This window comes from Picosynechococcus sp. PCC 8807 (assembly GCF_001693295.1).
In the GTDB taxonomy this organism is placed as follows: Bacteria; Cyanobacteriota; Cyanobacteriia; order Cyanobacteriales; family MRBY01; genus MRBY01.
Genome location: NZ_CP016483.1, coordinates 281,702 through 293,632 on the forward strand (window position 1 = coordinate 281,702; position 11,931 = coordinate 293,632).

At 49.7% G+C, this 11,931-nt stretch carries 12 protein-coding genes and 1 tRNA gene; 2 read left to right on the forward strand and 11 right to left on the reverse strand.

The window, feature by feature from the left end; translation table 11 throughout:
- Positions 1 to 25: 25 nt before the first annotated feature.
- From cysK to AWQ24_RS01380, 7 genes are all read right to left on the reverse strand, one after another.
- Positions 26 to 985 carry a cysteine synthase A gene (cysK, locus tag AWQ24_RS01350; RefSeq protein ID WP_012305882.1) on the reverse strand — a complete coding sequence of 320 codons (960 nt, stop codon included), beginning with the start codon at positions 983 to 985 and terminating at the stop codon, positions 26 to 28.
- A gap of 173 nt (positions 986 to 1,158) precedes the next feature.
- Positions 1,159 to 1,527 carry a DUF2237 family protein gene (locus AWQ24_RS01355; RefSeq protein ID WP_030006051.1) on the reverse strand — a complete coding sequence of 123 codons (369 nt, stop codon included), beginning with the start codon at positions 1,525 to 1,527 and terminating at the stop codon, positions 1,159 to 1,161.
- 146 nt (positions 1,528 to 1,673) lie between these two features.
- Positions 1,674 to 4,175: a phosphoenolpyruvate synthase gene (gene ppsA, locus AWQ24_RS01360; protein WP_065715795.1), complete on the reverse strand. Its 2,502-nt coding sequence runs from the start codon at positions 4,173 to 4,175 to the stop codon at positions 1,674 to 1,676.
- A gap of 297 nt (positions 4,176 to 4,472) precedes the next feature.
- Complete coding sequence (locus AWQ24_RS01365; protein ID WP_012305886.1) at positions 4,473 to 4,802, reverse strand: 2Fe-2S iron-sulfur cluster-binding protein; 330 nt, start codon at positions 4,800 to 4,802, stop codon at positions 4,473 to 4,475.
- A gap of 110 nt (positions 4,803 to 4,912) precedes the next feature.
- Positions 4,913 to 5,488, reverse strand: a complete 576-nt coding sequence (locus tag AWQ24_RS01370) for a Uma2 family endonuclease (protein ID WP_012305887.1) — start codon at positions 5,486 to 5,488, stop codon at positions 4,913 to 4,915.
- 54 nt (positions 5,489 to 5,542) lie between these two features.
- Positions 5,543 to 5,615: transfer RNA gene (locus AWQ24_RS01375), tRNA-Ala, on the reverse strand.
- A gap of 11 nt (positions 5,616 to 5,626) precedes the next feature.
- On the reverse strand, positions 5,627 to 6,346 hold the full coding sequence (locus AWQ24_RS01380) for an HAD family phosphatase (RefSeq protein WP_065715796.1): 720 nt from the start codon (positions 6,344 to 6,346) through the stop codon (positions 5,627 to 5,629).
- A gap of 106 nt (positions 6,347 to 6,452) precedes the next feature.
- Here AWQ24_RS01380 and AWQ24_RS01385 point away from each other — a divergent pair, with 106 nt between their 5' ends.
- On the forward strand, positions 6,453 to 7,220 hold the full coding sequence (locus tag AWQ24_RS01385; RefSeq protein ID WP_157096815.1) for a WecB/TagA/CpsF family glycosyltransferase: 768 nt from the start codon (positions 6,453 to 6,455) through the stop codon (positions 7,218 to 7,220).
- A 74-nt stretch (positions 7,221 to 7,294) separates the two neighbouring features.
- Positions 7,295 to 8,731, forward strand: coding sequence for a sugar transferase (locus AWQ24_RS01390; protein WP_012305890.1), 1,437 nt, complete (start codon positions 7,295 to 7,297; stop codon positions 8,729 to 8,731).
- Here the strand turns inward: AWQ24_RS01390 and AWQ24_RS01395 are convergent.
- The 4 genes from AWQ24_RS01395 to AWQ24_RS01405 all read right to left on the reverse strand — a co-directional run bounded on the left by AWQ24_RS01395 (position 8,728) and on the right by AWQ24_RS01405 (position 11,931).
- Positions 8,728 to 9,183, reverse strand: coding sequence for a haloacid dehalogenase-like hydrolase (locus AWQ24_RS01395; RefSeq protein ID WP_012305891.1), 456 nt, complete (start codon positions 9,181 to 9,183; stop codon positions 8,728 to 8,730). The two genes, AWQ24_RS01390 and AWQ24_RS01395, sit on opposite strands and share 4 nt — an antisense overlap.
- A 21-nt stretch (positions 9,184 to 9,204) precedes the next feature.
- Positions 9,205 to 9,390 (reverse strand): hypothetical protein, encoded by a 186-nt coding sequence (locus AWQ24_RS16365; RefSeq protein WP_198161501.1) that lies wholly within the window; start codon positions 9,388 to 9,390, stop codon positions 9,205 to 9,207.
- A 72-nt stretch (positions 9,391 to 9,462) separates the two neighbouring features.
- Entirely contained in the window at positions 9,463 to 10,482 is a 1,020-nt protein-coding gene (locus AWQ24_RS01400; protein WP_049761541.1) for a pentapeptide repeat-containing protein, read from the reverse strand.
- Positions 10,483 to 10,596: 114 nt separating this feature from the next.
- On the reverse strand, positions 10,597 to 11,931 hold the full coding sequence (locus AWQ24_RS01405) for a TIGR03279 family radical SAM protein (protein ID WP_065715797.1): 1,335 nt from the start codon (positions 11,929 to 11,931) through the stop codon (positions 10,597 to 10,599).

The window sequence follows — 11,931 nt, forward strand, 5'->3', positions numbered from 1 at the left end:
GTTTTTTTTGCATGGAAAAACGAGTTCAAACCGAATGGATCACGTTGGCAGGGAGATCCTGGTAGAGGGGGGTACTCAGGTACCGTTCCCCGTAGCTTGGTTGGATCACAACAATGAGTTTGCCACTGTTTTCTGGACGTTGGGCAACCTTGATCGCAGCACAGAGGGCGGCCCCCGTTGAAATGCCCGATAAAATACCTTCTTCCCTAGCTAAGCGACGACCAAAATTAATCGCGGCTTCGTCGGTTACCGTCACCACTTCATCAATGATGGTTTGATTGAGCACACTGGGGACAAAGCCCGCGCCGATGCCTTGGATTTTGTGGGGGCCAGGTTTACCACCAGAAAGTACGGGGCTATTGGCTGGTTCAACGGCGATCGCCTGGCATTCGGGCTTATATTTTTTTAGCACCTCGGCGATTCCGGTAATTGTGCCACCGGTACCAACTCCAGCAATGATCATATCGACTTTCCCTTCCGTATCCTCCCAAATTTCGAGGGCTGTAGTTTTACGGTGGGCATCGGGGTTCGCCAAATTATTAAACTGCTGCAACATATAGGCATTGGGCAGGGTATCGACGATTTCCTGGGCTTTGGTGATACAAGCACTCATGCCCGCATCTCCAGAGGTCAGTTCGAGTTGTGCTCCATAGGCGAGGAGCATGGCCCGTCGCTCCATACTCATGGTTTCTGGCATCGTCAAAATTAACTGATAGCCTTTGGCGGCGGCGGCCATCGCTAGGGCAATGCCTGTATTCCCGGAAGTCGGTTCCACCAAAATCGTTTTACCGGGGGTAATTTCCCCAGCGGCTTCAGCAGCTTCGATCATGTTGACGCCAATGCGGTCTTTAACAGAGGCCGCCGGATTCATCCCTTCTAATTTGATCACAACCTGGGCAACACAATTTTCCTGCTCAGGAATACGATTTAACTGCACAAGGGGCGTTTTTCCTACTAATTCGGTAATGTTCTTGGCAATTTTCATGGTGGGTGAGATTGTGCCGCTAGGGGTGAAACAGAATGGCGAACCGATGTTCATTATAGATGCCGACTCCCCTGAAAAGATGTTCCTTCAACTGTTTGAGAAAATTTGGGGTAATCGGCCCTTGGTTTAGGGGCAGAGACTGGCCTGAATTGGAGGCAGTAATCCAAGCTCCGTTAGGAAACCAAGGCATGGTGCTGTAGATCTTCGAGGCGAACAATTTCTAGGGCTTTTGCGTGGGTGGCTTCGAGGTGAACTGGGGGCGCAACACCGACCTCAAAGGCTTCTTGCCAGCGGGCAGCGCAGAGACACCAGCGATCGCCAGGTTTGAGGCCAGGGAAATGGTATTGGGGCACGGGGGAACTCAAGTCGTTGCCTTGGTTTTTGGTGAATTCCAAGAAAGCTGGCGTCATTTTTGCACAGACCACATGGCGGCCAAAATCATTCGCGCCAGTGGTGCAGCAGCCATCTCGATAAAATCCGGTTAAGGGGTCGGTACTGCAAGGCTGGAGGGCAGTTCCTAAAACGTTTTTTGCGTCTGTCATCGGGGTTAAAAAAATCCTCATTGCAAAGGTGGACAATTCCAATGATAACGACCGACACGACGGGTAACGCAGATTAGGCCATAGGAAAATCCCCTCCCCAATTTAGTGATTGGAGAAGGGAAAGACAAGGGATTTAACCGAGGAATCTAGCGGCCAAGTTTTTGTTCTAAAGCGGCGATCGCCAACTTAGTTTTGAGTAAAGAATCAGGGTTCAAACTGATAGAATCAATGCCCAACTCAACGAGGAATTCAGCAAATTCAGGATAATCAGAGGGAGCCTGACCACAGATACCAATCTTGCGATTGTATTTTTTCGCCCCTTCGATCGCCATGCGTACCATCCGTTTTACCCCTTCATTTCGTTCGTCGAAAATGTGGGCAACGAGGGCAGAATCCCGATCCAAACCTAACGTTAATTGCGTTAAATCATTGGAGCCAATGGAGAAGCCATCAAACACTTCACTGTATTCGTCAACGAGGATCACGTTGGAGGGCAATTCGCACATCACGTAAACTTGCAGCCCATTTTCCCCACGGCGGAGGTCATGTTTTGCCATTTCAGCTAACACTTTACGACCTTCTTCGGGGGTGCGACAGAATGGAATCATCGGAATAATATTCGTCAGACCCATCTCATTGCGGGCGATCTTAAAGGCTTCACATTCCAAACCAAAGGCTTCAGAATAATTAGGATCGTAGTAGCGGGAAGCACCACGCCAGCCAATCATCGGGTTTTCTTCCGTCGGTTCAAATTGACGACCACCGAGTAAATTTGCATACTCATTGGATTTGAAGTCGGACATACGAACCACAACCGGATTCGGATAGAATGCGGCGGCAATCATTGCGATGCCACTGGCTAATTTGTCCACGAAGAAATCGGCTTTATTTTCATAGAGATGGGTGAGTTCGGCGATCTCTTTTTTCACCATGAGATCTTCGAGTTCATCAAAGTGAATCAGGGCTTTCGGGTGGGCTTTAATGTGGTTGGCAATGATGAATTCAAGACGAGCTAAACCAACACCATCAGCAGGTAAAGGCGAGAGCGAAAATGCTTGCTCTGGGTTCCCAACGTTCATCAAGATTTTGGTCTTGGTGGTGGGGATATTATCGAGGGATGTTTCTTCCACTTCAAAGTTCAACAGCCCTTCGTAGATCTTGCCGTCTTCCCCTTCGCAACAGGAGACGGTTACGTCTTGACCAGACTTCACCAAGGTCGTGGCATCACCGCAACCCACCACAGCAGGGATCCCCATTTCTCTGGCAATAATCGCCGCGTGACAGGTTCTTCCGCCTTGGTCAGTGACGATCGCCGACGCTTTTTTCATGATCGGTTCCCAATCGGGATCAGTGCGGCGGGTGACCAGCACTTGACCGGGTTTGAAGAGTTTAATTTGATCCACATCGAGGATTACGTTGGCTTCCCCCTGACCGACCATTTCCCCGACACTGCGACCGTGGGCAATCACGTTACCCGTTTCTTTGAGTTTATAACTGCGGATCACATTGGCAGCTTTCTGGGACTGAACGGTTTCCGGACGGGCTTGGACGATAAAGAGTTCACCCGTGAGACCATCTTTTGCCCATTCAATATCCATCGGGGTGTATTGCCCACGAACGCCGGAATAGTGTTCTTCGATGGTGGTTGCCCAACGGGCGAGGGTTAAAACATCTTCGTCGCTGACACAGAATTTGTTTTGCAATTCTTCGGGAACGGCAACGTTTTCGGTGAGTTTTGCGCCGCCGGCATAGACCATTTTGATCTTTTTGCTGCCGAGTCGCCGTTCGAGAATCGGTTTGTAGCCATCCTTGAGGGTCGGTTTAAAGACCACAAATTCATCGGGGTTCACTGCGCCTTGGACAACGTTTTCCCCTAAGCCATAGGCTCCGGTAATAAACGCGGCATCTTTAAAACCGCTTTCGGTATCGATGGAGAACATTACGCCGGAGGTGGCGAGATCGGAACGTACCATCTTTTGTACACCGACGGACAGGGCCACTTCAAAATGATCGAAGCCGTTGTGCTGGCGGTAGGCGATCGCCCGGTCGGTGAACAGCGAAGCAAAACATTTATGGCAGGCTTCGAGAACGCCCTTGACACCGTGGACATTCAGATAAGTTTCCTGCTGTCCCGCAAAACTGGCTTCCGGCAAATCCTCTGCCGTGGCACTGGAACGTACCGCCACATCGACGTTGTGGGCACTGTCTTCGCAGGCTTGTTTGTCTGCCCCCTCAAAGCGATCACAGACATCAGATTTAGCCCCATAGCGTTCGCACATTTTTTTGTAAGCAGAGGCGATCGCCACCTGGAGATCCTGGGGGAACGGCGTATTTAAAATCGAAGCCCGTGCCTGCCGCCCCCGTGTCTGGAGATTGGCCACATCATCCGTATCCAAGTCTGCAAACAATGTCCGCAACTTTTCCTCTAAGCCCGCAGATTTAACAAAATGCCGATAGGCGTGGGCCGTCGTCGCAAACCCACCCGGAACATTGACCCCCTGGGGCTGTAACTGCTGAATCATTTCCCCAAGGGAAGAATTTTTGCCGCCAACCAGACCCACATCCAGGGAACCAACCTCCTCAAACCACAAAACGAGCGCTTCGGTTCTCGCATCAGAAGCCGTAGCCGTGTTAAGAGTGCTAACCATAACGATAAAAACTCCTTAATCATCCCTCTCCGTACACCTCGATCCTAAAAGACTTAAAATGAGCCCTTTACAGAAATGAAATATATCCTTACCTTTCACTTCTGTTTAATGAAAAAACATCAAGAAAAACAAGCTTGATGTTGCCTAAAAAGACAATATTTTTTTCTTATCTTTATTTAAGATATTTTTAACCTTTTCAAGATATGTCAAGGGGCTTTAAAAAAGAAAAAGACTAGGTTTTTCCCAGTCTCGCCGCCCAAATTGATTGGTTTTTATCAATATTGATCAAGGTTGCAATCAGTCACTGACCACAGTATCCCCCTGGCCCCAGAAGCCATCATATTTTTTGACAGTAATATCCCCTTCTACGCTAACTTGGCAAGCCAGACGCCGTTCTTTGTCTGGGTTATGGGGCGGGAGAGAGAGGCGCGTTTTTTCTTTCCAGCTCTGGGCTGAAACAGGGCCAGTAATTTCGACAGCACAGGTGCCGCAGGTACCAAGGCCGTGGCAATTGATAGTTTTTGCATTGCCATTGTAAAGACTAATTTTGTTGGCTAGCAGAACTTTACGTAAATTATCGCCTTGATTGCAGGTAATGGTTTGATTTCCGAAGGTGATAGTCGGCATGGTTGGTGTTTTCTCTCATTATCTCAATGATGATTGCTTCTATGGTGCCATACTTTCTAAAAAGGGTCGGTTAAAGATGCTGCAAAACCAATTTTTTTGTGGGGAAGCTATCACCATAAATCACTGAGATCTAAAACAAAATTCTGTAAAATATCTTCTCCGGTAAGCTGTTTAGGGGTCGTTAAAATTTCTACGGTTCGACCAGGACGATAAATTTCCACTTGGCGATCGCCTTGGTTAATGAGCCAGCCTAACCGACAACCGTTGGCTAAATATTCCTGCATCTTTTGCCGGGTCTGTTGCACCAGATCACTGGGCGAGAGCAATTCGGCGACAAAATCAGGGCAGAGGGGAACAAATTTTTGCTGTTGTTCTGGGGTAAGGCTATCCCAGCGGGACTTTTCGACCCAGCACATATCCGGCGATCGCGTCGCACCATTGGGCAAAACAAAGCCCGTCGAGGAGTCAAAACATTTGCCGAAACCGAAACGTTTATTCCAGTACCAAAGCTGGCCATTGAGTTCAAAATTGACTCTGCCAGTTTCACCACCAGTAGGGGCCATGATCACAAGTTCTCCTTGGGCTGTGCGTTCTAATTTGGCATCGGGATTCGCCTGACAGAGCTGGGCAAATTGGTCTTGGGTCAGGGTCAAAACGGGCTGGAGATCAAGGGTTACGGTAGCCATTGTCACGACCTCTCGCGGCGGAATGCTCCCATTGTAGGCAAGTTTTTTGGGGGATGGAGAATAGGGGATTCGAACCCCTGACCTCTGCGGTGCGATCGCAGCACTCTACCAGCTGAGCTAATTCCCCAGAACGAAAAATTATTTTAGCACCTCTGCGGGGGGCGCAAGACTGGGATCGATGCGTTCGAGTTCTAGATCGCTGAGGTAGTCCACACACCAGTTACTGCAACGCTGCAACATATGAAATGGATAGGTATGGGCGACGCCAACCACGGGAATACCGACGGATTTAGCGGCTTGGATACCATGGAAATTATCTTCAACGGTGAGACAATTTTCCGGTTGAATTTGAGCGTCAGGAAATTTCTGGTTCAGTTGGGTGATCGCCAGGCGATAACCATCTCCGTTCGGTTTAAACGTTTTCACTTCATCGGCGGTGACAATCACATCAAAAGCTTGGTCAAGTTGCGCTTGCTGGAGAATAAATTCGGCATCGGCACGACAATAGCCCGTTACAATCCCCACGGGAATATTTTTGAGTTTAATCGCCGAAATTAGGGGAACAACGTCTTCATAGAGGGGGAACGGCTTTATTTCCCGTAATTTGTTTTGGTAAAGTGCAGATTTTTGTTGAATGAGACTATCCAGTTGCACCTCGGAGAATACCCGCCCCCGGAGTGCAAGATTTTCCTTGAGGCAGCGGCGATCGCTTTTGCCCAGGCTGCTGTCGCGATAGAGGCGGTCGGTGGGTCGAAGATTTTCGGCCAGCAAAATGTCATCGATCAGCTCAAATTGGAGGGCCGTATCGTTCAGAAAGACTCCGTTGATTTCAAATAAAACGGCTTTGAGCAGGGTCATAACGGGACGATGGGAGGGTGAAAGTTTACGTTTTTTGACCAAGGGTCAGGTTTTTGCCTGGTAATCCTCATCTTAGAATAAGCGTTGATATTTGCGGGCGATCGCCATGGCTTTGATGACGGATATTCCCCAGCGGCACATTCTAAAAACAAGGGTGCATTGCCTAGATTATCAACGGGCCTGGGCCGAAATTGCGGCGGCGATCCGCGATGGAACGTTTGGTTATGGGGCGATCGCCAATGTACACATGGTGATGACGGGCTACTGGGATCGAGGGTTTCAAAAAATTATCAACCAAGCCTTGGTGACGACACCGGACGGAATGCCGTTAGTTTGGGGGTTGCGATGGTTGGGTTATCCCCAGGCGACCCGGGTTTATGGGCCGGATTTGATGATCCATTGTTGCGCCATGGCTGCCCAGGAGAAACTTCCGGTGTATCTTTACGGCAGTCGCCCAGAAACCCTCGAAAAATTGCAGCATCATCTTTTAGAAAAATTTCCCAATTTGCAAATTGCCGGAGTAGAAGCGCCCCCTTTTCGGCCACCAACCTCCGCCGAGGCGATCGCCACAAGACAGCGCATCGAACAATCTGGCGCGAAGCTGGTTTTTGTCGGTTTGGGTTGCCCGAAGCAAGAAAAATGGATGGCCGAAAATAGCCCTCACCTTAATGCCGTTTTGTTGGGGGTGGGGGCTGCCTTTGATTTCCATGCGGGTACGGTTTCCCAGGCCCCCCACTGGTTAAGGCCCCTGGGTTTGGAGTGGCTTTATCGACTGCTCCAAGAACCCCGCCGCCTCTGGAAACGTTATCTCATCCATAATGGGGCGTTTATTTTGCTGTTTGGCTGGCAACTGCTCCGGCGGCGATCGCCCTAATTCTTTTCAAATTCTGCCCACCCCTGAGGGATTTTAAGTATTTTCTTTGTATTGCCAGTTGATGGCCTCGATCCATGCCCAAGTCTCCGTTTCCCCTTCCCACCCAGGATATCCGCGCGATTCATCCGCTCCACTGGTTAAAAACTGCCCAAGGCCGCTGGAAAAGGGGTTTATTGCTGGTGGGTAGTGATCTGTTGGGGTTGGCGATCGCCTGGCAACTCGCGGACTACATTAATAATTTTTATTCACCCATTCCGGCAGATCTGGTCTGGTGGGTGTGGCTCGATATTCCCAGTCTGTTCTGGATTTTTGCCATTGTCACCCTCTGTTTTTTCTTTGGAAATCATCTCTATCGCCTCCCTCCGGCTCCCCAGAACTACACCCGCGCCGCCTGGATTATCACCTTGGTCTATGGTTTGTTCTTGGTCGGCAGTTATTTTCACAATCCAATGTTGGATCCGCCCCGTTCACTTTTTATTACGGCGTGGTTTCTCAGCATTGCCTTTGTTGTAGGTTTTCGCTTTATTCTGACCCTTATCCTACGGCAGTTTGATCGCCAAGCACCGCCGGTAAATGTCTTTTTGGTGGCACCGGCAAAACAGTTGGACTGCCTCAAGCGGGTGATCAAAAAACGTCCCCATTACAAAATTGTTGGTGCTGCCCTCGCTTCCATGGCCGGCACCCAGGCCACCATTGCCCAAATTCGTCAGTCAGGCGCCCAGGAGGTTTTAGTCAAAGACTTGCCGGAAACAGAGTTGGCTTCCCATTTGTTTTGGCACTTGCGCAGTGCGGGGATTGCGATTCGTTTGATGCCATCTAGTCGGGAAATGCTTTATCGTCGGGGCTTACCGGAAATGTTCGCGGGAATTCCCACCCTCCGCATTGAAACGCCTTTGTTATTGTGTTGGGATTATCGCCTGAAACGCTGGTTTGATTTCCTGGGTGCAGGGTTGGGTCTACTGCTAATCTCACCGCTGTTGGTCGGCGTGGTGATCGCCATTCGTCTCGATTCACCGGGGCCAATTTTCTTTCGGCAACCGAGGGCGGGTCTCAATGGCAAACCCTTCAAGATGTGGAAATTTCGGACAATGGTCGTCGATGCACCCCAGTTGCAGGCCCAACTAGAAGCGCAAAATCAAATGAAAGATGGGGTATTGTTCAAGATTAAAGACGATCCCCGCATTACCAAGCTGGGTAAATTTCTCCGCCGCACCAGTATTGATGAGTTGCCCCAATTAATTAATGTGGTACTGGGCCAGATGAGTTTGGTGGGGCCGCGCCCCTTACCATTGCGGGATGTGGAACGGTTTGACGAATGGCACCATATCCGCCATCAGGTATTGCCGGGGATCACGGGGCTCTGGCAAATTTCGGGCCGCTCTGATCTGAGTGATTTTAATGATGCGGCACGGCTAGATTTGTACTATATCGACAATTGGTCTTTGAACCTCGATCTCGATATTCTGCTAGAAACGGTGCGGATCGTCTTTTTTGGTAAAGGCGCTTACTAGGCCGGAAAACCGTTGGTTTCGAGGTAATGGCGGATATCATCAAAGGTTTCCCAAGGCACGTAAGTTTTGCCTTCTTCATCCAGATATTGCTGGAGGCGATCGCGGGCAAAAACCAAATCTGCTTTGAGGGCCATATTGATATCCGTCAGGGAATCCCCGATGGCGATCGCCTTTTGGTATTTATACTTCCCCATCACTTGCACTTTTTCCACCATTTCTGTCCCCCCTTCAAAGGGCGCAATAATTTTGAAATAGGGATCAAAGGTATCAATATTCATCGCGGCAACCGTTTCAATGTGATCATGCAGGGGGTTGCCATCGGTACCGGGGCGCGCTAAAACCCGCTCTACCATTGGCACGAGGCCGCCGGAGACCACCACAATCGGCACTTGGCGATCGCCTAAAAACTGGAGAAAATCACTGAAGCCCTGACGCACAGGCTTATCATCCACCTCGCCGACAAAAGCAGCAAATTACTCCGAGGGAATCGCTTCGAGGATTTTGCGTACCCCTTCCCGGAGCGTAATCTTGCGGTTATACAAGCCCGGAAGAATGTCAGCGGCCACCTCCGGCGCATATTTACCGAGGGCATCGCCGAAGGTATCGACGGTCGTGATTGTGCCGTCAAAGTCGCAAAATACAATCGTTTGGGCGTCCATTAACTTTTGTAACGTAACAAGTTCCCCAGGATTATAGTCCGCTTTGGGATAATTTTGATCTTGTACTTTCCCTTACGAAGCAAGGAGAGTCTGTGTGCGGGGATCGAATTCAAAAACAGCCCCTTGGAAATTTGTCTGATTTAGTTTAGCGCCCTGAAACTTGGCTCCCCGGAGGTCAGCACGGGCGAAATTGGCTCCCCAGAGATTTGCGCCCCGAAAATCGGCCCTTTGGAGTTGAGCATGCCGAAAATCCGTCGAAACTAATTCTGCTTGCTGAAAATTGCTGGCGATCGCCTCTACATATTGACAGTTAGCGGCGGTTAAATTTCCGTGTTGGAAATCAGCTTGGTGCAGAGATGCCCGTGAGAAATTGGCCCGGACAAAACTTGTAAAACGCAGTTTGGCTCCAGTTAAATTGGTTCCCACCAAGTTCATATCGTGGCCTTTTCCACCGCAGAAAAGAATTCCAGCACAATTGAGACCACTAAAATCCTGCCGCCGAAAATCAACACCATTGAGATAGGCGGCCTGTAACTGTATGCCTTGTAAATTTGTTTCCTGCAAAATCGCACCACTGAGCTTCGCCTCACTCAAATTACTCCAACTGAGATCCGCTCCTGTTAAATTGGCCCCGCGAAAATTGACCCCCGTTAAATTGGCGCCACAGAGATTCACATTTTGGAGATCTGCCATGAAAAAAGTGACCCAACGCATAATGGCCCCACTGAGCTGGGCGTGATTTAGGGTTGCTTGGGTTAAGGTCGCCCCCTGGAGATTAACTTTCGTGAGATCCGCGCCGGTCAAATCGGCTTGGTCTAATTTGGCATAGCTAAGGTTCGCGCCGTATAAAAAAGCTCGTTTGAGGTTGGCCTGACGTAGATGGCAATGGTGCAAATTCGTCCTTGCGAGGGAGGCAGAAACAAAATTTCCTCCGGTAAAGTTGGTATGGGCTAGGTCTAACCCAGTCAAGTTTGCGGCAGTAAACCGTTCCCTGGGAAATAACCTCTGTCCCAAGGCATAGTCATTGAGAAGCGCTTCAATATTCATAGGGCCAGCTTTATGCAACCGAGCACCAAAAACGAGCAGCACCATTTGTAAATGCTACCTGCTGGCATCGGCCTCCTCTTTTATTAGAAAAGCAAACATACTCTATTTACTGAAGAAGCATTTAATTCTTAATGTTTCGATAATCTTCTTTGTGAACTGTTAATCTTGACAACAGCGGTTCATCAAATCTAAGACATTTTCTACAGCATAGATGGGGGTCTCTAAGGCGATCGCCACTTCTGCCACCGTTTTATCGTCGAGGAATTTGGCTTCATCGTGCTTAAGCATCACCGTCGGGAGCAAAATGCCATCGCCAAAATCTCGGCCAGCCAGTTTTTTAATCAAGTCTTCCCCCGTGAGCAGTCCGGTAACCGTAATCGCCTGGCCCCAGTAGTCACTATTTAAGGCCGCTAGGGTAATTGTTAAATGTTCCACTTGGTTTAGACGCGCGACAAGGGGTTCAAAGGCTTGTTCTACGGCATTCCCTACGACCCAAGTGAAGTGCTTGGGTTTGGCGATCGCCGGCGGTAAAGTTTCATCGGCGGTGTTGAGAAAATCCCGGATGAACTGGCGAATCGAACCCACCCCATTCCCCAGTTGAGGATAGTCTTCGTAATGGGACTCTGGCGGCAGTTCTGCCCTCGCAATCAGGAACCACTCATCGGCCAGCCAAGCAAAATTCGTCTGAAACCGTTCCCGAAACTCTGCCTGGAGCGCCGTCACTTGGGTGATCACCTCCTGGGCTTTGGCTTGATCAACGGGGCTAAGTTCCGTCAGATTAGGGCGAAAACGAGTTAAACCGACCGGCACCACCGCCGCCGAAATCACAGCGGGCAAATCTCCCCTGTGAAATTCAGCCAAATCCCGCAATGTTCTTTCTAAATGAGGCCCATCGTTGATCCCAGGACAAACGACGACTTGGGCATGGATTTGTAAGCGATGATCCGCAAACCATTGGAGTTGCGTGAGAATTTCCCCGGCGCGGTCATTTTTGAGGAGTTGCCGACGAATCTCCGGCTCAGTGGCATGGACGGACACAAACAGGGGCGAGAGGCGCATTTGGTTAATGCGTTGCCATTCCTGCTCGGTCAGGTTGGTCAGGGTGAGATAACTGCCATAGAGAAAGCTGAGGCGATAGTCGTCATCTTTTAAGTAGAGGCTTTGGCGTTTGCCGGGGGGCTGCTGGTCGATAAAGCAAAAGGGACAGCGGTTATTGCACTGAATCAAACCGTCAAAGAGGGCATTTTCAAACTCTAAACCCAGGTCTTCGTCGTAGTCTTTTTCGATTTCGAGGTAATGGGATTTCCCTTTAGCATCGAGGACTTCTAATTCGAGGTATTCGTCGGCGCAGAGAAATTGATAATCGATGAGATCCCTCGGCTTCATCCCATTAATGGAAACGATGGCATCACCAGCCTCAAAGCCAATTTCAGCGGCAATGGAATCGGGGACAACATGGCAAATTTGGGCGGGCTTGATGGTGGAGACGCTCAT